The sequence below is a fragment of the Streptomyces sp. CB00316 genome (assembly GCF_001905595.1).
Classification (GTDB): Bacteria; Actinomycetota; Actinomycetes; order Streptomycetales; family Streptomycetaceae; genus Streptomyces.
Map to the genome: position 1 here is coordinate 38,219 of NZ_LIXI01000005.1, position 20,090 is coordinate 58,308.

Here is a 20,090-nt window from a genome sequence, read left to right on the forward strand (position 1 = left end):
CGCCGCCGACCGCCCCACAGCAGACAGAAGGATGGAACATGCCGAAAACGACGCTTCTCTGTATCCCGTTCGCCGGGGCGGGGGCCTCGGTCTTCCGCCCCTGGGTGCCGCTCTGCGGCGACCGGTTCGACGTGGTGGCCGTCCAGCTCCCGGGGCGCGAACAGCGGTTCGCCGAAGAGCCCTACCGGGACGTGGCCGTGGCGGTCGAGGGACTGCTGCCCGAGGTGCTGGAGCGGGTCACGGGCGCGGGCCCGGTCGTCATCTTCGGGCACAGCCTCGGCGCGGTGCTGGCGTACGAGCTCGCCCACCGGCTGGCCGCCACCGAAGGCGTCGAGCCGGCCCGGCTGGTCGTCAGCGGGTCGCCCGGCCCCTGGACCCGGCGGGAGAACGGCGCCGCCGGGCTCGACGACGACGGATTCCTGGAGCGGGTGAAGGAGTTCGCCGGATACCGGCACGACGCCCTGGAGGACCCGGAGATGCGGGAGTTGCTGCTGCCCTCGCTGCGGGCCGACGTCGAGATGCACGAGAGCTACCTCGCGCTCTCCGACGAGCCGCTGCCCGTCCCGATCACCTCCGTGCGCGGCAGCGGCGACGCCCTCGTCACCCCTGACCAGGCAATGGAGTGGAGCAAGGCCACCAGCAAGGAGTTCGACCTCGCCGAGGTCGAGGGCGGCCACATGTACCTGGTCGACAACACCGAGGCCCTGATCCGGGTTCTCGCGGACGTCTGCCCCGGCTGAACGACCAGGAAGAGTCGGTCGGCCGCCCCAACCCGAGGAGACTTGGTGCGTCTGCAAGGAAAGACCGTCATCGTGACGGGAGCCGCACGCGGCGTCGGCCGGGCCTGCGCGCTCGCGTTCAGCCGGGAGGGCGCCGATCTGGCGCTGCTCGACGTCTGCGCGGACATCGAGAGCGTCCCCTACCCCCTGGGGACCGCGAGCCAGCTCGCGCACACTGCGGAGCTGTGCCGCCGTGAGGGCGCCGCCGTCCTCGTCGCGGAGGCCGACCTGCGCGACCGCGCCGCTCTGCGGTCCGCCGTGGACCAGGTCGTGCAGCGCTTCGGCCGCGTCGACGCGCTGGTCAACAACGCCGGGATCGCGGCGCCTTCGGGAAAGCCGGCCCACGAGGTCACCGAGGAGGAGTGGCAGGTGATGATCGACGTCAACCTGTCCGGCGCCTGGCGCCTGACCTCTCTCGTCGCCCCTGTGATGACCGCCCAGCGGTCCGGCAGCGTGATCAACGTGGCCTCCACCGCGGGACTGGTCGGCTACCGCGGCTTCTCCGGGTACGTGGCCTCCAAGCACGGGCTGATCGGCCTGACCAAGGCGGCCGCGCTCGACTACGCGCCGCTGAAGGTCCGGGTCAACGCCCTGTGCCCCGGGTCGATCCGGGACGACAGCCAGGCCGAGGGCCGGATGCTCTCCGAGATCGCTCGCTCGCTCGACCTGCCGGTCGCCGAGCACGAGGAGACCTTCGTCCAGTCGCAGCCGATGAACTCGCTGATCGAGCCGGAGGACGTCGCGGGCGCCGCCCTGTGGCTGGCGTCGGACGAGTCCCGGCAGGTGACCGGCTCCGTGCTCACCGTCGACGGTGGCTTCACCGCCCGGTGAGGCATCGCAACCATGCCAAGGGAACCAGTCGTGTCGATCTCTGAACAGGATGCCGTCGCCGCTCTCACGCCGGCGCGGCGCACTCTCCTCCACCCCCGTGACCGGGCCGCGGACCACGTCTCGGCAACGCCCGGCGCCGTATGCCACGCCCTGTGCGTACGGCTCACCGGCATCATGTCCCCGCAGCGGCGCGAGGAGACGGCCGAGCGGTTCGCCGCCCTGGCGGCGGGGCTCCCGGCCGTCACCGGGAGCCCCGCCGTCCTCCCCGGGACCGCGTGGTGGTGGCACGAGCCGGTGCCGTTCCGTTCGGACGGGCCCGACGCCGTACGCCGCCGGGAGCGGGAGCTGGTCCGGCCGCTCGTCGCCCACCGGGACGCCCCGGTGCGGGCCGTGCTGCTGGACTACGCGGACGGGGTGGGCGAGCTCGTCGTGGTCGCGCACCGCGCGGCCCTCGGGGCCGCCGGGCTGCACGACTTCACCGCCGCGGTGCTGAGCGGCGAAGTCGCCGGGCCCGCCGCCGCGCCGCGTGGCGGGGCCGACGCCCCGGGACGGGCCGACGCCTTCGCCGACGCCCGGTTCGACGCCCAGCTGGACTGGGGACTGGGCCGGCCCCACGGCCCCGACACGGCGCAGACCCGGGTGCTGCGACTGCCGGGGGACCATCCGGCGGGCGACGGCGGGAGCTGGGCGGCCGCGCTCGGTCTCGTCCTCGCCCGCTACGAGGACATGACCCGGCCCGTCCTCGCCGCACTGGCGCCCGATCCCCTCGACCCGCACGGCGTGGAGGGGATCGCCCTGGTCCCCGTCGACGCCGACCCCGCGAGCACCCTCGGCAGCGCGGACAAGCAGGTCCGCGCGGCCCTGGCGGACGCCCCGTCCTGGCACACGGACGAGCTCCGGCAGAGCCTGGAACCGGTGGTCGGCGACATCGCCGCCGGGCCCGCCGTGGGGATCACCGTCCACGACGGCGAGCCGGCGAAGCTCCCCGGCGCGGTGCCGGTCGCCTACCGGCCCTTCCAGCGCGCCCCGTTCCCCGTGACCCTCTCCGTGGTCCGCGACGCCGGCGGCCGGGAGCTTCGGTGCGACGTCTCGGCGCGCAGGATGCTCGCCGGCACCGCCGACCAGCTCCTGCGCCATGTGGTCCGGGCACACCGGATGCTCGCCGAGTCGCCCGATCTGCCGGTCGCGGACCTGGAGCTGCTGGACGAGGACGAACTGCGGTGGCTCGCCGCCCTCGGCCGGCCCGCCCCGCTGCCCGCAGCCGAGCCGCGGCGCATCGACGCCGCCGTCGCCGCCGTCGCGGCGTCCCGGCCCGACGCGATCGCCGTGTCCTTCGACGGCGCGGGCATGACCTACCGCGAACTGGACGGCCGGGCCGACCGGTTGGCGTACGCCCTGCGCTCGCTCGGCGTGGCCGACGGCGATCGGGTCGGCGTGTGCCTGGAGCGGTCCGCCGAGCTGGTCGTCACTCTCCTCTCGGTGCTCAGGGCGGGAGCCGTCTACGTACCGATGGATCCCGCCCACCCGCGCGAGCGGCTGGCGCACACCACGGCCGACGCCGGGCTCGTCACCGTCGTCACCGACCACGCGGAGTTCCCCGCGGACGACGGGAACGTGCGGGTGATCGGCACGGCCGCGCTCGCGGACCTCGCCCCCGAGACGTGCGACGGGCCGCCGCCCTCCACGACCGGGCCGCAGGACCCGGCGTACGTGATCTACACGTCCGGATCCACCGGCCGCCCCAAGGGCGTGGTCATCCCGCACGCGAACGTGCTCAGCCTGATGGCCGCCACGACCGGGAATCTCGGTCTCGGCCCGGACGACGCCTGGACCCTGTTCCACTCCAGCGCCTTCGACTTCTCGGTGTGGGAGATCTGGGGCTGCCTGCTCACCGGCGGGCGGCTGGTCGTGGTGCCCTACTGGGTGTCGCGCTCCCCGGAGGAGTTCCACCGGCTGCTCCTGGAGGAACGGGTCTCCGTGCTGAGCCAGACGCCGTCGGCCTTCGCCCAGTTGCTGGAGGTCGAGCGCGACGGTGCCGCCCCGGTTCCCGTACGGCTGGTGGTCTTCGGCGGCGAGGGCCTGGAACCACGGGTGCTGCTGCCCTGGTTCGACCGGCACCCGGAGACTGAGTGCCGGGTGGTCAACATGTACGGCATCACCGAGACCACCGTGCACGTGACCGCGCAGACCGTCACCCGGGCCGACGCGCTCACCGGATCGAGGTCGGTCGGACACGCCCTGCCCGGCTGGTGGGTGCGCATCGCCGACCCCGCGGGCCGGCCGCTGCCGGCCGGCGTCGCCGGGGAAATCCTCGTCGGCGGCGCGGGCGTCGCCGCGCACTACCTGAACCGGCCCGACCTCACCGAGCAGCGGTTCCTCACCGACCCGGGCACCGGGGAGCGCGTGTACCGCAGCGGGGACAGGGGGCGGCTGCTGCCCGACGGCCGTCTGGAACACCTCGGCCGACTGGACAACCAGGTCAAGCTGCGCGGCTTCCGCATCGAGCTGGACGAGATCCGAGCCGTGCTCCTGGACGATCCGCTGGTCACGGCCGCCGCCGTCGTGCTCAACCGCACCGATCCGCAGGACCCGGCGACCGCCCGGCTCGACGCGTTCGTAGTGCTGGAAGGCGAGGACACCGCCGCCGTGCGGCAACGGGCCGCCCGGTACCTGCCGACGTACATGGTGCCGCCGACGATCACCTTGCTCGACCGGATGCCGCTGACCGCCAACGGCAAGCTCGACGCGAGCCGGCTGCCCGCCCCCGCCCCGGCGCCGAGGGTATCCGCCGCCCCCGCGACCGACCCCGCCGAGGGTGGCGCCCCCCGCCACGACGCGGCCGGGGACACCGCCGCCGCGGAGCCGCAGGACGCCTTCACCGCAGTGCTGCTCGACATCTGGCAGGACGTGCTCGGCACCCCCGTCGGACCGGACGACAACTTCTTCGACCTCGGTGGCAACTCGCTGCTGGCCATGCGGGTCGGCGCGGCGCTGCGCCGGCGCGGCGGCGCCACGGTCTCCATGCGGGAGCTCTACCTGTACCCCACGATCCGCCGGCTGGCCGAGGAGCGATCCGCGTGACCCCCACCCCCACGGGACCCCGACGTCCCGTCCCACCAGATCTTCGAACCGAGGGAAGAGACGATGGCTGACAGGCTGCTGCCCGACCTCTTTCAGCGACAGGCGGCACGCGCCCCGCACGCCGTCGCTGTCCGCTCCGGCGCGCAGGAGCTGAGCTACGCCGAGCTGAACACCCGCGCCAACCAGCTGGCCCACCACCTGATCGACCGGGGCATCGGCCCGGAGCGCCTGGTCGGGGTCAGGCTGCCCAGGTCGGCCGACCTGGTGGTGGCGCTGCTCGGCATCCTCAAGTCCGGTGCCGCCTACGTCCCGATGGACAGCGACGCCCCGGCCGAGCGGATCGCGTTCATCGTCGAGGACACCGGACTGGACCTCGTGCTCGGGGAATCCCCCGCGCGACCGGGCCCGGCCGGCGGGCCCGCGACGACGACGGTGGCGGCGGCCCTCGCCGACGCCGCGCGGGCCGGGCTGCCGCACCACGACCCCTCCGACGCCGACCGGAGGGCTCCGCTCACCGCGGGGAGCCTCGCCTACGTCATCCACACCTCCGGGTCGACCGGCCGCCCCAAGGGGGTGGCCGTCCAGCACGACACCCTGACGGCCTACCTGGACTTCGCCCTCGCCGAGTACCCGGGACTGGCGGACGGGGCGTTGCTGCACTCCCCGGTCGCCTTCGACCTCACCGTCACCGCGCTGTACGGGCCGCTGCTGCTCGGCGGCTGCCTGCGGGTCGCCTCCCTGGACCGCGAACCGGAGGACGGCGCTCCGGCGGACCGTCCGGGCTTCGTCAAGGCGACCCCCTCGCACCTGCCCCTGCTGACCGTGCTCCCCGGCACGCTCTCGCCCACCCGTGAACTGGTGGTGGGCGGCGAGATGCTGCTCGGCGACGTCGTCGAGCGGTGGCGCCGCGCCCACCCCGGGGCGGCGGTGATCAACGAGTACGGCCCCACGGAGGCGACCGTCGGCTGCTGCACGTTCCGGATCGGCCCGCACGAGGAGATCGCCCCGGGGGCCACCCCCATCGGCGTACCGACGCCGGGCACCGTCCTGCACGTGCTGGACGAACGGCTGGAGCCGGTCGGTCCCGGCGCGGCCGGCGAACTGTACATCGCGGGCGTCCAGGTCGCGCGCGGCTACCTCTCCCGCCCCGGACTCACGGCGGAGCGGTTCGTGGCCGACCCCTTCGGCGGCGGCCGGATGTACCGCACCGGGGACATCGCCCGAATCCGCCCGGACGGGGTGTTCGAGTACCTCGGCCGCACCGACGACCAGGTGAAGATCCACGGCTACCGGATCGAACTCGGCGAGGTCGCGTCGGTGCTCGGATCGCACCCCGGCGTCCGGCAGGCCGCCGCCGTCGCGCGCGAGGACCGGTCCGGCGACCGCTACCTGGCCGGTTACGTCGTACCGGAGGACGGGGTGCCGGCGGATCCCTCCGCGCTGCGCGACGCCCTCTCGCACCTGCTGCCCGCGTACATGGTGCCGTCCAGGATCATGGCCCTCGACGAGCTGCCGCTGACCGCGAACGGCAAACTCGACCAGGCCGCGCTGCCCGAACCTCCGGCCCCGCAGGGGGCGGCGGGCGCGGCGCCCGGCACTCCCGGCGAGAAGCGGATGTGCGCCCTGTTCGCGGACATCCTGGAGGTGCCGACGGTCCACCTGGACGACGACTTCTTCCACCGGGGCGGCAACAGCCTGCGGGCCGTGCGGCTCGCGGGGAAGGCCCGCAAGGCCGGCTGGGCGTTCGGACTGCGTGACGTCCTGGAACTGCGCACCCCGCGGGCCCTGGCCGGCCATGTCGGGTCCGCGGAGCCCGCCGCGACCGGCGAAGCGGCGTCATGACCGTCGACCGTGTGGTGGTCGTGGGGGCCTCGGTGGCCGGCAGCAGGGTCGCGTCCGGGCTGCGGGGCGCGGGTTACACCGGCGCCCTCGCGCTCGTCGACCCCGACCCGGACGCGCCCTACGACCGGCCCCCGCTGTCCAAGCAGGTGCTCGCCGGCGACTGGGCCCCCGAACGGGCCTCCCTGGGGGACCCGGAGGAGTGGGCGGCCCGGCGGCACGTCGCCGCCGCCGAGTCCCTCGACCCGGCCCGCCGCGTCCTGCGGCTGGACTCCGGCGACGAACTCCCCTACGACCGGCTGGTGCTGGCCTGCGGAGCTGTGCCCCGCACGCTGCCCGGCATGTCGCACCGGGGCGTCCACGTCCTGCGGACGCTGGCCGACTCCCTGCGGCTGCGGGACCAGCTGGAGCACATCGGCTCCGGGAGCCTGGTGATCGTCGGCGGCGGCTTCGTCGGCGCCGAGGTGGCCTCGACCGCCCGTGCGCGCGGTATCGCGGTGACCCTCGTGGAGGCGGCGGGCACCCCGCTGTCCGGGCTCCTCGGTGAGGAGGTGGCGGCCGAGCTGGCCCTGCTGCACACGGACAACGGCGTACGGCTGATCGGCGGCGCCCCGGTCACCGGACTGGTCGGCGGCCGGGAGGTCACCGGGGTGCGGCTCGGCGACGGCACCACGCTGCCCGCCGACGCCGTCGTCGTCGGCGTCGGCGTCCGGCCCGCGACGGACTGGCTGGCCGGCTCCGGCCTGCCCCTGGAGGCCGACGGCGGGGTGCTCTGCGACGAGTACTGCGCCGTCGACGCCGGACGGACGGTGTACGCGATCGGGGACGTCGCCCGCTGCCGCGACCCGCTGCTCGGCCGGCACGTGCGCGTCGAGCACTGGACCAACGCGGTGGAGCAGGCGGACGTCGTCGTGCGCGACATCCTCGGACCGGGGCGGACGGCCCACCGGCACGAACGGTTCGTCTGGTCCGACCTGTACGGCGGGAAGATCGCGCTGCTCGGCCACCCCGAGCCGGACACCGAAGTGAGCACGGTGCGCGCCGACGGCCCGCGCAGGCGCTTCGCCGTGGCCTACCACCGCGGCCCCCGGCTGTGCGCCGCGCTGACCGTGAACTGGCCGAAGGCACTCATGGCGGCCCGCCGTTCGATGGCCGCGCCGGCCGGAGCGGACGACATCGTGAGTGCGTGGAAAGCCCTGTAGTCGCAGCTTGCTGAAACAGGCCTGTCGGATCGCGGGGATTCTCCGGCACGATCGGACCAGCGCCGACGGAGAACTGGTAACCGAATCGCAGGGACAGTCGCCCGCCGGTCACCTTCGGTGCTGCATCGCCCCGACGCGGGTACCGCCCTTCTCGCTTGTCCGAACGGGCTTACCGCACCGGAAGATCCGGCTGCCGAGCCCCATGGCCGCCGGCGGACGCCTGCCGGACCGGACTCCGTCCCCGTTCACCATTCTCCTCTGTCCCCGTCCCAACTCCTTCTGAAGGGTTTCCCGGTGTTCCGAGACAGCGATGTCGAGCCGCTCGTGCTCCGGCAGCGGGGTACGTCCGCGCAAGCGGGCGACCGCGCCCTGCTGCTGCACGGCCTCGGCAGCAGCGAGAGCTGCTGGGACCCCTTCGTCGTCCACCGGCCGCCGGCGCTCGACCTGTGGACGGCGGGGCTGCCGTGGCGCTCCGGCGGTCCGTACGCCGTGGCCGAGCGGGCCGAGAGCACCTGGATCGACACGGCGATCCGGCAGGTCCCCGGCGGCGCCGACGTGGTGATCGCGCACTCCTACGCGACGATCCTGCTGCTGCAGCTGCTGTCGGACCTGGCGGTCGCCGGCGCCGATCCGCGGGAGGAGCTCGGCATCCGCGCCCTGGTGCTGGTCTCACCGTTCTACCGGAAGCAGCCCAAGGACTTCTCCTGGGCCGAACTGCCGGGGAACCTGACGGCGATGCGGCGCAGCGCGGAGGACCACATCGAGCTGATGTCCCGCAACGGCCTGGACCCGGGCGTCCGGGCCGACATGGCCGAACTCGCCTGCGCACGGCTGGGCCCGTACTGGGCGGTCCGCTATCTCGACGCCTATCTGCGGACGCCCTTCCTGGCCCTCGACCGAATCGACCTGCCCGTCCACCTCGTCGTGGGCGACAGCGACACGGTCGCACCGCCCGCCGAAGCCGAGGCCCTGGCCGGCGAGCTGGGCCGGGCGTCGATGGAGCGGATCGCCGGCTGCGGGCACACCCCGATGGCGGAGCGGCCGGAGCGGTTCTCGCTCGCTGTCCAGCAATTCCTCGCCACCCTGTCCGCCGGGCACACCCCGGCGGCGGTCAACTGAGTACGGGAGCACACGATGACCACCCTGTCCGACGTCGAGCTCAAGAAACTGCTGAACGAGCCGAGCGCGGTGACCATGCGCCCGCCCTACGAGGGCGGCAACATCAACACCGCCATCGGCTTCAAGTGCGTCAACTACCTGCTTGAGGCAGCCGTCCTCGACCACTTCCGGGCCGTCGGCCTCGGCGCCACCGAGCTGTTCCTCGTCCACGGCGTCAACTTCGACGTGACCGGCCTCGACACCCGGCTGCACACGGTGCTCACCCTCGACGACGACGTACTCCTGGAGGTCACGCCGAAGACGAAGAGCACCGACGCGGCGATGGTCTTCGCCGTGACGGCCACCGTCCAGCGGGACGGAGCGCCGAAGAAGGCCGTTAGCTCCAAGCTGCGGGTGCTGCTGCGCCGCGACACCAACGTCGAGGCAACCGCCCCCCTCCCGGCGGAACTGGAGCGCTTCGTCGTCGACCGCCTCGCCACCGCCGAGCCCACCAAGCTCACCGCCACCCCGGTCGACGACTTCGCCGGCGCCGTGCACCGCGGTGAGGGCAGCGACACCGACCCGGTGCTCGCCGAGATCATCGGCGACGAGAACGCGGTCGGCTGGAAGTGGAAGGTCCCCTACTACTACTGCCACTTCACCGAGCGCATGCAGATGTCGGGCTACCTGCGTCAGATGGAGGAGGCGAAGCACGTCTTCGTCGCCTCGCGCGGCATCAGCATCAAGCGGATGCTCAACGAGCGCGGCTGGATCCCCGTCGTGACGCAGTGCAAGATCCACTTCACCGACGAGACGATCATGGAGGAGAACCTCTACACCGTCTACACGGTCGAGTCCGTCTTCAAGGACATGCTCTACACCTCCCGCGTGGACTTCTACGTCGTGCGGGACGGCAAGCTCGTCCAGACCGCCACCGGTTCGATCACCCACGGCTACTGCCACAAGGAATCACCGGACGCCGAATGGCAGATGACTGTCTTCGACGACGAGGTTCTGCGCGCGCTGCGCGGCGCGTAACCCCACGACGACCCCAGACCCGGAGGACCGATGGCCCCCAAGCGCCCGCCGCGCTGGTACTTCTCCCTGCGCAGTCCCTATTCCTGGTTCGCCTACCGCGACCTGACGTCCGACCACCCCGATGTGCTCGAAGCCATCGACTGGCTGCCGTTCTGGGAGCCGGACGAGTGGACCGCGAAGCTGCTGGCGCAGGAGGGAGTCACCCTTCCGATCGTCGCCATGAGCAGGGCGAAGAACTTCTACATCCTGCAGGACACCCGCAGGCTCGCGACCGACCGCGGGCTGGACCGGATCAGCTGGCCGATCGACCGCGACCCGTGCTGGGAGGTCGCTCACCTCGCGTGGATCGCCGCCGAGGACGAGGGCCGCGGCAAGGACTTCGTGGCGGCGGCCTACCGGGCCCGCTGGCAGGACGGGAAGAACATCTCCGAGCCCGCGGTGATCGCGGAGATCGCGACCGAACTGGGCCTGGACGCGCAGCGGTTGTCGACCGCCGCCGATGACGCGGAGCTGCGCGGCCGGGGTGCGGAACTGCTCGCGGAGTCGGCCCACGACGGCCTCTTCGGGGTGCCGTTCTTCATCAACGGCCGGGACAAGTACTGGGGCCTCGACCGGGTCGAACCCTTCGTCCGGGCCGTCCGCGGCGCGGAGCGGCCCGCCGCACCCGCGGTCGGGGCACCGGACCCGGCCACCCACGCCGACCTGCTTCCGGCCGGCGGGGACCAGGGCCACGCCGGCGGCTGCGGCTGAGACCGGCCGGCGGCCGCGACACGGAACGCGGCCGCCGGCCTCACCGACCAACGAACGAGTACTGCGGCAAGCGACGAGGAGACGACTGTGGACAGCAACCCCGACGACACCGGGCGCGGAGCCGTGCGGCGCTCAGCGGGCGGCGACCACTGGGACGCTGTCGTGGTGGGCGCCGGCCTGGGTGGACTGACCACCGCGGCCTACCTGGCCACCGCGGGCCGTCGCGTCCTGGTGCTGGAGCAGTTCTCGGTGGTCGGCGGCAACAGCCACGTCTTCCGCCGCCGCCGCAGCTACGAGTTCGACGTCGGCGTCCACTACCTCGGCGACTGCGCGCCCGGCGGCGTCATCCCGTCCGTCCTGAACGGCGTGGGGCTGGGCGGCAGGGTCGAGTTCCTGGAGATGGACCAGAACGGCTTCGATCTGATCAGGGTGCCCGGCGCGTCGGTGGACATGCCGGCCGGCTGGTCCGCGTACCGGCAGCGGCTCATCGCCGCGATGCCGGAGGAGGCCCCGGGGCTGCGCACCTTCACCGACATCTGTTCGGCCGTCGGCGCCGAGCAGCGCTCCGCCCTGTTCGAGGCCCACGCCTGGTCGGTTCAGGACATCGCGGACGGCACCGTGACCGTACGGGAGTGGGGCAGGCGGACGTTGGACGAACTTTTCCAGCACTGCGGCCTCTCACCTCGGGCCCGTACCGTACTGGCCGCGCAGGCCCCGAACTACGGCCTGACGCCGCGTCAGGCCACCGTCGCCCGGCATACCAGCGTCACGGACCACTACCTGCGCGGGGCCTACTACCCGGCCGGCGGTGGCCAGACCCTCGCGGCGGGTCTGGTCGAGGTGATCGAGGCACACGGCGGGGAGGTCCGCACCCGCAGCAGGGTGGGGCGCATCCTGGTCGAGGACCGCAAAGTCACCGGTGTGGCCCTGAACGGCGGGGCGACGGTCACCGCCGACCTGGTGGTGTCCAACGCCGACTACCGGCGCACCGTCCTCGATCTGGTCGGGGCCGAGCACTTCTCCAAGCCGCTGGTCAGCCGCACCCGCAACGCGCGGATGGGCATGCCGTGGCTGGTGCTCTACCTCGGCCTCGACACCGATCTACGGGAGCGCCCGAACGCCAACCTGTGGTGGTACGACACCGACGACATCGACGGCTACTTCGAACGGGCACGGACGGGCGACATCGACGAAGTCCCCTTCCTCTTCTGCTCGTTCGCCTCGCTCAAGGATCCCGACAACAGCACGCTCTGCCCGCCGGGACACGCCAACCTCCAGGTCATGACCCTGTGCCCGCCCGACCACGCGTGGTGGGGCGTCGAGGACGGAGCGGGCGGGGACGGCGGAGCCTACCGCCACAACGCCCAGTACCTCCGGCGCAAGCAGGAGCTGACCGAGGCCACCCTGCGCGCGGCCGAGAAGGCCCTCGGGCCGTTGCGTGACCATCTCACCTACGTGGAGGCGGCGACCCCGCTCACCCATGAGCGGTACACCCTGTCCTCCGGTGGCACCCCGTTCGGCATGGCCGAGTGGGGTGGCACCGCCCGTCCGGGCACGGCGACACACATCACCGGGCTGCACGTCGTCGGCGCCAGCACCCAAGCGGGCAACGGTGTCGCGGGCGTCATGCTCGGCGGCATCTCGTGCGCCTCCCAGATCCTCGGTACACCCCTGCTCGCCCGTGCCCAGGCGGGAGCGGTGTTCGGCGACCCGGACCTGCTGCCGGACCGGCCGGAGGGCTGGGACCCGAGGGAGATCTGCCGGGGCGGTTCCCGGCGCACACGCCAGGGCCCCTCCGCAGCGGCCCGGCGCCTGGCCGGCACGTCCGGCTGAGACCGGGCGGACCACCGTCATGCCGATGGTCCGCCGAGCAGGAGACGACCGGTCCCAGAACCGACCGGTCGCAGAACCCAACGATCGCAGAACCGATCGACGATCAGAGAAGGATTCGCCATGACCACGACCATCGCCACTGAGCACCGGACCCGCATCAAGGAGATCGTCTGCGACATCCTCGAACTCGAGGAGGACGAGGTCACCGACAGCGGTCTCTTCAAGGAGGAGTACGGGGCGGACTCGCTGCGTGCCATCGAGATCCTCGCCGGCCTGGAGAAGGAGTTCAAGGTGACCATCGACCAGGCCGAACTGGAGCGGATGGTCAACCTCGACGGCGTCTACGCCGTCGTCGGTGAGTCCATCGCCGCCAAGTAGGAACAGCTCGGCCCGAAGCGAGCACGGAGGGCCGGCGCAGCCGCCGGCCCTCCGTCCCGGCGGTCGCCCCGGTCCCAAGTGCTGGTGCTCCGCCCCTGACCCCTTTCCGTGGTGAGCCAGGCCGTACCGAGGGAGATTGATGTCTGAGAGCCTTTCCGACGCGATGCACGACGACGCGGCGTCCCGGGTGGTGCTGACCGGGTTCGGCGTGTTCTCCAGCATCGGTGTCGGCGCCGATGAATTCGCTGAGGGCCTGCGCGCGGGCCGCAGCGGCGCCAAGCCGATCACGGTGTTCGACACCGAGGGCTTCGCCCACGCCAACGGGTGCGAGATCGACGGGTCCGAGCCTGAGCGCTGGATTCACCGCCTGCCGGTGGAGACGCTGGGCAGGGCGACGAAGTTCTCCGTCGCCGCCGCCCGGATGGCCGTCGAGGCATCCGGGATCGATCTGGAAACGCTGCGCGCCCAGCGCGGCATGATCTCCATCGGCACCACCGACGGCGAGTCCTACGACCTCGACCACCTGGTGGAGACCGAGATCAGCTCCGGTCCGGCCGCCATGGACCCGACCGTGGCCCGCCGGATCTCGCCCAACCGGTTGTCCATCGCCGCCGCCCAGGAACTCGGCCTGTCCAACGTCGACGCGGTGACCATCGCCACCGCCTGCTCGGCCGGTAACTACGCGATCGGCCAGGGCTTCGACGCCATCCGCTCCGGCGCGGTCGACTACGCGCTCTGCGGCGGCGCGGACGCGATGTGCCGCAAGACGTTCACCGGCTTCTACCGGCTCGGCACCATCGCGCCGGACGTCTGCCGCCCCTTCGACTCCGACCGCAAGGGCATCCTGACCGGCGAGGGCGCGGGCGTGCTGATGCTGGAGAGCCTGGCCTCCGCGCAGGCGCGCGGCGCGCGCATCTACGCCGAGGTGCTCGGCTACGGGATGAACTGCGACGCCTACCACCAGGTCGCGCCCAACCAGGCGAGTGTCGCCCGGTGCATGGAGATCGCGCTGGAGAACGCCGGCGTGAAGGCGCAGGAGGTCGACCTGGTATCGGCCCACGGCACCGGCACCAAGGCCAACGACGTCACCGAGTCGCGGGCCATCCACGACGTGTACGGCGACACCCCGCCGCGCACCGTCTCGCTGAAGTCGATGCTCGGCCACACGATGGGCGCCGCCAGCGCGCTCGCCGCCATCGCCTGCGCCCTCTCGGCATACCACGGCTTCATACCCCCGACCATCAACCACCGTGAGACCGACCCCGAGTGCGAGATCGACTGCGTGCCCAACCACTCCGTCGAGGCGGACCTGCGCATCGTGCAGAACAACGGGCTCGCCTTCGGCGGCAACAACGCCATCGTGATCCTCGGCAAGTACCAGGACGGTGAGCGGTGAGGCTGCCCATCACCGGTATCGGTGCGGTCGCGAGCATCGGCCGGGACGTGGACGAGATCTTCGGCAGTCTCTGCGCCGGGCGCGGTGGACTCGGACCGATGCGCGGATTCGACCACGGTCTCTACGACGGCACCCAGCTCTTCGAGATCGACGACCGGCCCGAGCCGGGAACCGACCGGACCCTGCGGGCCACCGGATTCCTCCTGGACGCCGTCGGGCAGGCCGCACGCTCGGCCGGGCTCGGCGAGGACCTGGCCGACTGCCCGGTCCTGGTGGGCACCGGCCTGCGCGAGCTGCGGTCGGCGGAGCTGTGGTGGCGCGACAAGGTGCCGTTCGGAGCGGAGCAGCTCCACTTCGGCACCGCCCTGCGCGACCGCTTCGGCACCGCGGACACACACACCTTCTCCAACGCCTGCTCCGCCTCGCTCTACACGCTGGCGCTCGGTGCGGACATGCTGATGCTCGGCGAGGCCGACGCCGTGATCGTCGCCGGCGTCGACTCGATCACCGAGAGCATGTTCGGCCTGGCCGACCGCGTGCAGCCGGAACCCCCCGGCGCCCTGCGGACCCTCGACGTCAACCGCAAGGGCACGATCCTCGGCGACGGAGCCGCGGCCGTCGTGCTGCGCCGCGAGGATGTCACCGGCCCAGGCGGCCGGCTGTGGGGGAGGCTGCGCGGGGTCGGGATGACCTGCGACGCCAAGCACCCCACCGCCCCCGACCAGAAGCAGGTCGCCGAGGCGATCCGGCAGGCACACCACCACGCGGGCACCCGGCCCGCCGACATCGACCTGCTGATGCTGCACGGCACCGGGACCCCGCTCAACGACCTGGTCGAGGCCTCGGCGTACACCGAGGTCTTCGGCGGGGACGCGGGCGGCCCCGTGGTCACCGGCATCAAGCCGATGACCGGGCACACCAGCGGATCGGCGGGGCTGTTGAGCCTGGTCGTCGCCCTGAAGGTGATGGACAGCGGCAGGGTTCCGCCGCTGGTCGGACTGGAGCAGCCGATCGAGGAGGCCGCCGGCCTCCGGCTGGTCCGTGACGAGGAGGCCGAGCACGAGGTCTCGCTCGCCCAGGTACACGGGTTCGGATTCGGCGGGATCAACGCCGTGGCGATTGTCGAGGGACCATGAAGATCTGTGTGACAGGAGTGGGCGTAGCCCTTCCGGGTGCCGACTCCGCGGCCGCGCTCGCGGCCGCGCGGCAGCCCTCGGACCCGGTCGAGCCGGCCGCCGTCCTCGGAAAGAAGGGCCTGCGGTACAAGGACCGCGCGACCCAGCTGGGGCTGGTCGCCGGGCAGCGGGTGCTGAGCGACGCGGGCCTGCTGCGCGACGGTGAACTGACCGTCGACGGCACCCGGGTGGCGGTGCTCGTCAGCTCCAACCTGGGCAACGTGGACACCGTCTGCCGGGTGGCCAGGACCATCGCGGACGAGGGCACCCGCGGCCTGAGTCCGATGGACACCCCGAACGCCTCCAGCAACATCATCGCCTCCGAGATCGCGATCAGGTTCCACCTGCACGGCCCCAACCTGATGGTGTGCAACGGCCCCGCCTCAGGGCTCGACGCGGTGCGCTGGGGCATCGCCCTGCTGCGCGCGGGCCGAGCCGACCAGGCGGTCGTGGTCGGCGTCGAGCCGGACAACGAGATCGTCCGCGAACTCGTCGGCGGTCCCGTCGCCGACGGCGGGGCTGCGCTGGTGCTGGAGCGGGCCGAGGTCGCCTCGGCACGCGGCGCCACGGTGCGGGCCGAGGTGGGCGGGCACACCCGCGGTGCGCGCGTGGCCGAGAACTTCGCCCGTCTCGCCGCCGAAGAACCTGACTCCCTGGTCGGCTGGTTCGCCTCCGGCAGTGCCGCCGGGGCGCTGCCGGCCGAACTGCCGGGACACGATCTCGTCGCCACCTGGGGCGAGTTGTCCGGTGCGTTGGGCGTCGTGCAGTGCGCCGCGGCGATCGGGGGCTTCGCCGCCGGCCCAGGAGGACCGGTGTACCTGGTCGCGGGCGGGGACGACGACGACGGCACCGCGGCGCTGGTGCTGCGGCCGCCCGCCCCGACGGTCTTCGAGCCCCTCGCCGTCTGAGAGACCCATCGGCCTTGACCTCCCCCGAGCAGGACGGAATGTGACCATGACCTATTCGGCGAGCGCGTCTGCGACCCTGAACCGGCCGGTGATCACCGCGTGGTCCGCGGTGTCGCCGCACGGCATCGGCAAAAACGAGTTTGTGACCGGCACACTGGCCGGTACGAGTACCTCGGCGCCCCTGGCCGCCGAGGAGTGGGCGACCCCGGACGGCAGAGCCTGCCTGGTGCCCGGCTTCGCGCTCCGCGAGGTCCTCGGCAAGAAGGGCACCCGGTCGATGGACCGGGTGACCGGCCTGGCCGTCACCGCCGTACGCGACCTGCTGCGCGACTGCGAGGGCCGGCGGCGCGGCGGTGACGAGGAGACCGCCCTGGTGCTGGGCACGACCACCGGCAGCGCGCAGAGCATGATGGACTTCACCCGCGCTTCCCTGGTCGGTGACCGCCCGTACTACGTGGACCCGTCGCTGATGCCGAACGCGGTGATGAACTGCGCCGCCGGGCAGTGCGCGATCTGGCACCGTCTGAAGGGCCCGAACACCACGATCGCCGGCGGCCGGGTCGCCGGGCTCTCGGCGCTGAGCTACGCCGGCGGACTGCTCGGCTCCGGCCGGGCCGAGACCGTGCTGTGTGGAGCGGTCGAGGAGTTCTCGAACGCACGGGCGTGGCTGGACCACCACCGGCGGCGTGAGGACGCGGCGGGCGCCCTGCTCGGCGAGGGGTGCGCCGTCTTCCTGCTGGAGTCCACGGCCGGACAGGACGGCCGGGCCCTGGCCGAGGTGCTGGCCGTGGAGTCACGGGTCTACTTCGGCACCGAGGTCAGCCCGGTGCTCGACGCCTGCCTCGACGGGGTCCTGGCGCGCGCGGAGGTGAACGCGGAGGACGTGTGGGCGGTCTCCGCATCCGAACTCGCCGGCACCGCGGGCGATCAGGAACGCGCGGTGCTCACCGCCCGCTTCGGGGCCGGTGCCCTGGACCGGGCTCCGTCCCTCACTCCGATCGGGGACACCTCGGGCGCCTCGGCGGCGTTCCAGATCGGGTCCCTGCTGAGCCTGGCCGAGCAGGGCGGTGCGCCCACGGGCAGCGTGGTCCTCGTCTCCTCGGTGGACGACGACGGCATCGTCGCCTGTGCCGTGCTGCGGCTGCTCGGCCACTGACCGGCATTCACAGGTAACAGGAAGGAAGCACATGTCCATCGACGCGGTGGCCCGGCTCGATCGAGAAGAGCTGCGGACGTTGCTGGCCGAGACCATCGACACCGACGCGAGCGAGGTCGGCGACGACACGGACTTCGTCGAGGCGCTCGGGGTCGACTCCCTGATGGCGCTGGAGGTCGTCGTGGTACTGGAGCGGACGTACGGCATCAAGTTCGCCGAGGAGGAGATGCGCTCGGTGAGGACGCTGAACAGCGCCTTTGACGAGGTGCGCCGCAAACTGGGGGAGCGTTCGTGACCAGTCCGGTCCTGGCCGCCGCGCAACCGGTGGGCGAGTCGGGCCCCGACGCGCGGACGGGGAGGTGGACGGCCCGCTTCTCGGTGTCGGTGGCCGCGGACGAACCGGTCTTCGCCGGGCACTATCCGCACCTCCCGATCTTTCCCGGTGTGTGCGTGCTGGAGTGCGCGCGTTCCGCCGCGGAGGCCGCACCTCCGCCGGAGGCCGGCCCGCTACGGCTGGCCGCCGTGGAATCAGGCCGCTTCCTGGCCGCCGTCCGCCCGGGCGAAGTGCTGGACATCGAGGTGACCTGGATCCCGCGCGAGGACGGCTGGCGGTGCAACGCGAAGGTGGCGACCGCCGGCGGCCCGGCCGCCTCGGCGCGCTTCCACTATCGGCAGGGGGCGGACACGTGATCACTCCGGCGGGCGTCCACGCCCTGCTGCCGCACCGGTACCCGATGCTGCTGGTCGACCGGGTCCTCTCGGTGGACGAGGACGGCATCCGGTCGGTCAAGGCCGTCACGCTCAACGAACCGTGGTACGCCCGGCTCGGCCCGGCGCCCGCTGAGGAGGACTTCGCCTACCCGGACGTCCTGTTGCTCGAGTCGTGGACGCAGACTGCCGGGCTCCTGGCCCTGCACGGGGACGGCGGCCGCCCCGACGGCCGGACCATGCTGTTCGGCTCTCTGCGCGACGTGGTCCTCCACCGGCGTGTCTACCCCGGTGAGGTGGTCGAGCACCACGCCCGGCTGCGGCGCGCGGTGGACGACACGGTGATCTTCGAAGGGAGCAGCCAGGTCGGTGCCGACCCCGTGCTGACCATCGGCTCCGTCACGGTCGCCTTCCGTCCGCAGGAGCGGCTCGACCCCCGACACGCCGGAGCAGCTTCCGGCTGATCAGCAGCCAGCAAGGAGAGAAGTCATGACAGAGAAGCGAGTACCGGTCACCCTGGTGAGCGGGGGATCGCGCGGCATCGGCCGGGCCGTCGTGCTGCGGCTGGCGGCCGAGGGCCACGACGTCAGTTTCTGCTACCAGTCCAACGGGCAGGCCGCGCGGGAGCTGGAGAAGGCGGCGGGCGAGCTCGGCGTCCGTGCGCTGGCCGTACGGGCAGACGTCACCGACACCGCGTCGGTCAAGGAGTGGGTCGCCCGGACGGAGGCCGAACTCGGCCCGATCGACACGGTGGTCTGCTCCGCGGGCATCACCCGTGACAATCCGCTGCTGCTGATGTCCGACGAGGACTGGCACAGCGTCCTGGACACCAACCTCGACGGGGTGTACAACGTCTGCCGCTCCGTGATCTTCGAGATGATGAAGCGCAAGGCTGGCTCCATCATCAACATCTCCTCGGTCGCGGGCGTCCACGGCAACCCGACGCAGTCCAACTACTCCGCCTCCAAGGCCGGGATCATCGGCTTCACCAAGGCACTCGCCAAGGAGGTCGGCCGCTACGGCATCCGCGCCAACGTGGTGGCCCCCGGATTCATCGAGACCGACATGACCGGGGCGCTGACCGACAAGGTCAGGAAGGACGCCGCCAAGCAGATCCCGCTGCGGCGCTTCGGCCAAGCCGAGGAGGTCGCCGACCTGGTGGCCTACCTCGCCGGCGACCGGGCCGGATACATCACCGGTTCGGTCCTCCAGATCGACGGCGGCATCACCATATGAGGGTCGGCGGGGTCTGACATGACGACGGCCGGAAACTCTCCCCCCACCGCGGACGTGCCGGAGCCCGGCGCCCGTCTGCGGCAGCTGGCGGACCATCATGGTGCCGCCTACCGGCTGATTCCCCACGCGCCGGAAGGGCGTACGCGGGAGGCGAGCGTCCTGCGCGGGCACGATCTCGCGCAGGGCGCCAAGTGCCTGGTGGTCGCGGCGCGTCCGACCAAGCGGACCTGCCGGTACGTCCTGGCCGTCGTGCCCGGGGACCGGCGCGTCGACCTGGACCGGATCGCGGGACTGACCGGCTGCCGCAGGGCGGGATTCGCGGACCGGGACACCGCGGAGCGGCTTGCCGGCTCGGTCAGCGGCTCCATCATCCCGTTCTCCTTCCACCCGGACCTGGAGCTGATCGTCGACGAGGACCTGCTCCGGCACGACACGCTGTACTTCAACGCAGCCCGGCTCGACCTGTCGATGGCGCTGCCGACCGCGGACTACCTTCGCATGGTCCGGCCGCGCACCGCCCGCATCAGCGCACCGCCTGCCGGTTCACCTGTGGGGGCCGCACCTTCCACGACGGAACTCCCCTGATGCCCTTTCGGCCGGTGGAGGGTGCTGCGAAGGGGGAGCACACGGCGCACAGGACTGCGCGGACGCGCTGTCCCGGGCGCCGCGCGGAGGTGTTTCC

Annotated in this window: 19 protein-coding genes; all 19 read left to right on the top strand. The window is 72.5% G+C overall.

The annotated features are described in order from the left end of the window. Positions 1 to 38 precede the first annotated feature (38 nt). Positions 39 to 740: a thioesterase II family protein gene (locus tag AMK21_RS14840; protein ID WP_073878020.1), complete on the top strand. Its 702-nt coding sequence runs from the start codon at positions 39 to 41 to the stop codon at positions 738 to 740. A gap of 45 nt (positions 741 to 785) precedes the next feature. After that, entirely contained in the window at positions 786 to 1,610 is an 825-nt protein-coding gene (locus tag AMK21_RS14845) for a mycofactocin-coupled SDR family oxidoreductase (RefSeq protein WP_073878022.1), read from the top strand. 30 nt (positions 1,611 to 1,640) lie between these two features. Then, positions 1,641 to 4,691 (top strand): amino acid adenylation domain-containing protein, encoded by a 3,051-nt coding sequence (locus AMK21_RS35410; RefSeq protein ID WP_199863200.1) that lies wholly within the window; start codon positions 1,641 to 1,643, stop codon positions 4,689 to 4,691. A gap of 63 nt (positions 4,692 to 4,754) precedes the next feature. Then, positions 4,755 to 6,533, top strand: a complete 1,779-nt coding sequence (locus tag AMK21_RS14855) for a non-ribosomal peptide synthetase (RefSeq protein ID WP_073878024.1) — start codon at positions 4,755 to 4,757, stop codon at positions 6,531 to 6,533. After that, on the top strand, positions 6,530 to 7,732 hold the full coding sequence (locus tag AMK21_RS14860; protein WP_073878026.1) for an NAD(P)/FAD-dependent oxidoreductase: 1,203 nt from the start codon (positions 6,530 to 6,532) through the stop codon (positions 7,730 to 7,732). The genes AMK21_RS14855 and AMK21_RS14860 overlap by 4 nt, the downstream gene beginning before the upstream one ends. Before the next feature lie 294 nt (positions 7,733 to 8,026). Then, on the top strand, positions 8,027 to 8,851 hold the full coding sequence (locus AMK21_RS14865) for an alpha/beta fold hydrolase (protein WP_073878028.1): 825 nt from the start codon (positions 8,027 to 8,029) through the stop codon (positions 8,849 to 8,851). A gap of 15 nt (positions 8,852 to 8,866) precedes the next feature. After that, positions 8,867 to 9,868 carry a hypothetical protein gene (locus AMK21_RS14870; RefSeq protein WP_073878030.1) on the top strand — a complete coding sequence of 334 codons (1,002 nt, stop codon included), beginning with the start codon at positions 8,867 to 8,869 and terminating at the stop codon, positions 9,866 to 9,868. 30 nt (positions 9,869 to 9,898) lie between these two features. Further along, positions 9,899 to 10,618, top strand: coding sequence for a 2-hydroxychromene-2-carboxylate isomerase (locus tag AMK21_RS14875; protein WP_073878032.1), 720 nt, complete (start codon positions 9,899 to 9,901; stop codon positions 10,616 to 10,618). An 87-nt stretch (positions 10,619 to 10,705) separates the two neighbouring features. Beyond that, the gene (locus AMK21_RS14880) at positions 10,706 to 12,451 is read left to right on the top strand and encodes a phytoene desaturase family protein (protein WP_234421946.1); all 1,746 of its coding nucleotides are present in this window, start codon (positions 10,706 to 10,708) and stop codon (positions 12,449 to 12,451) included. A gap of 120 nt (positions 12,452 to 12,571) precedes the next feature. Beyond that, entirely contained in the window at positions 12,572 to 12,829 is a 258-nt protein-coding gene (locus AMK21_RS14885) for an acyl carrier protein (protein WP_073878034.1), read from the top strand. Between the two features lie 139 nt (positions 12,830 to 12,968). Further along, on the top strand, positions 12,969 to 14,225 hold the full coding sequence (locus tag AMK21_RS14890) for a beta-ketoacyl-[acyl-carrier-protein] synthase family protein (RefSeq protein ID WP_079181165.1): 1,257 nt from the start codon (positions 12,969 to 12,971) through the stop codon (positions 14,223 to 14,225). After that, positions 14,222 to 15,361, top strand: coding sequence for a beta-ketoacyl-[acyl-carrier-protein] synthase family protein (locus tag AMK21_RS14895; protein ID WP_073878038.1), 1,140 nt, complete (start codon positions 14,222 to 14,224; stop codon positions 15,359 to 15,361). The genes AMK21_RS14890 and AMK21_RS14895 overlap by 4 nt, the downstream gene beginning before the upstream one ends. Then, positions 15,358 to 16,308 carry a beta-ketoacyl synthase N-terminal-like domain-containing protein gene (locus AMK21_RS14900; RefSeq protein WP_073878040.1) on the top strand — a complete coding sequence of 317 codons (951 nt, stop codon included), beginning with the start codon at positions 15,358 to 15,360 and terminating at the stop codon, positions 16,306 to 16,308. The genes AMK21_RS14895 and AMK21_RS14900 overlap by 4 nt, the downstream gene beginning before the upstream one ends. A gap of 46 nt (positions 16,309 to 16,354) precedes the next feature. Next, on the top strand, positions 16,355 to 17,464 hold the full coding sequence (locus AMK21_RS14905) for a beta-ketoacyl synthase N-terminal-like domain-containing protein (RefSeq protein WP_073878042.1): 1,110 nt from the start codon (positions 16,355 to 16,357) through the stop codon (positions 17,462 to 17,464). A 31-nt stretch (positions 17,465 to 17,495) separates the two neighbouring features. Beyond that, a complete protein-coding gene (locus AMK21_RS14910) occupies positions 17,496 to 17,759 on the top strand; it encodes an acyl carrier protein (protein WP_073878044.1) in 264 nt (87 codons plus the stop codon). Further along, entirely contained in the window at positions 17,756 to 18,154 is a 399-nt protein-coding gene (locus AMK21_RS14915) for a 3-hydroxyacyl-ACP dehydratase FabZ family protein (RefSeq protein WP_073878046.1), read from the top strand. The genes AMK21_RS14910 and AMK21_RS14915 overlap by 4 nt, the downstream gene beginning before the upstream one ends. Beyond that, positions 18,151 to 18,636, top strand: coding sequence for a 3-hydroxyacyl-ACP dehydratase FabZ family protein (locus tag AMK21_RS14920; RefSeq protein WP_073878048.1), 486 nt, complete (start codon positions 18,151 to 18,153; stop codon positions 18,634 to 18,636). Before AMK21_RS14915 ends, AMK21_RS14920 begins: the two co-directional genes overlap by 4 nt. Before the next feature lie 25 nt (positions 18,637 to 18,661). Further along, the gene (gene fabG / locus AMK21_RS14925) at positions 18,662 to 19,408 is read left to right on the top strand and encodes a 3-oxoacyl-[acyl-carrier-protein] reductase (RefSeq protein WP_073878050.1); all 747 of its coding nucleotides are present in this window, start codon (positions 18,662 to 18,664) and stop codon (positions 19,406 to 19,408) included. Positions 19,409 to 19,426: 18 nt separating this feature from the next. Continuing rightward, positions 19,427 to 19,993, top strand: coding sequence for a YbaK/EbsC family protein (locus AMK21_RS14930; protein ID WP_079181166.1), 567 nt, complete (start codon positions 19,427 to 19,429; stop codon positions 19,991 to 19,993). Positions 19,994 to 20,090: the final 97 nt, after the last annotated feature.

Bases quoted from the DNA above. Each gene is read 5' to 3' on its own strand.
- AMK21_RS14860 (WP_073878026.1), top strand. From the start codon at position 6,530: ATGACCGTCGACCGTGTGGTGGTCGTGGGGGCCTCGGTGGCCGGCAGC.
- fabG (WP_073878050.1), top strand. From the start codon at position 18,662: ATGACAGAGAAGCGAGTACCGGTCACCCTGGTGAGCGGGGGATCGCGC.
- AMK21_RS14840 (WP_073878020.1), top strand. From the start codon at position 39: ATGCCGAAAACGACGCTTCTCTGTATCCCGTTCGCCGGGGCGGGGGCC.
- AMK21_RS14930 (WP_079181166.1), top strand. From the start codon at position 19,427: ATGACGACGGCCGGAAACTCTCCCCCCACCGCGGACGTGCCGGAGCCC.
- AMK21_RS14890 (WP_079181165.1), top strand. From the start codon at position 12,969: ATGTCTGAGAGCCTTTCCGACGCGATGCACGACGACGCGGCGTCCCGG.
- AMK21_RS14905 (WP_073878042.1), top strand. From the start codon at position 16,355: ATGACCTATTCGGCGAGCGCGTCTGCGACCCTGAACCGGCCGGTGATC.
- AMK21_RS14875 (WP_073878032.1), top strand. From the start codon at position 9,899: ATGGCCCCCAAGCGCCCGCCGCGCTGGTACTTCTCCCTGCGCAGTCCC.
- AMK21_RS14885 (WP_073878034.1), top strand. From the start codon at position 12,572: ATGACCACGACCATCGCCACTGAGCACCGGACCCGCATCAAGGAGATC.
- AMK21_RS14855 (WP_073878024.1), top strand. From the start codon at position 4,755: ATGGCTGACAGGCTGCTGCCCGACCTCTTTCAGCGACAGGCGGCACGC.
- AMK21_RS14910 (WP_073878044.1), top strand. From the start codon at position 17,496: ATGTCCATCGACGCGGTGGCCCGGCTCGATCGAGAAGAGCTGCGGACG.
- AMK21_RS14870 (WP_073878030.1), top strand. From the start codon at position 8,867: ATGACCACCCTGTCCGACGTCGAGCTCAAGAAACTGCTGAACGAGCCG.
- AMK21_RS14900 (WP_073878040.1), top strand. From the start codon at position 15,358: ATGAAGATCTGTGTGACAGGAGTGGGCGTAGCCCTTCCGGGTGCCGAC.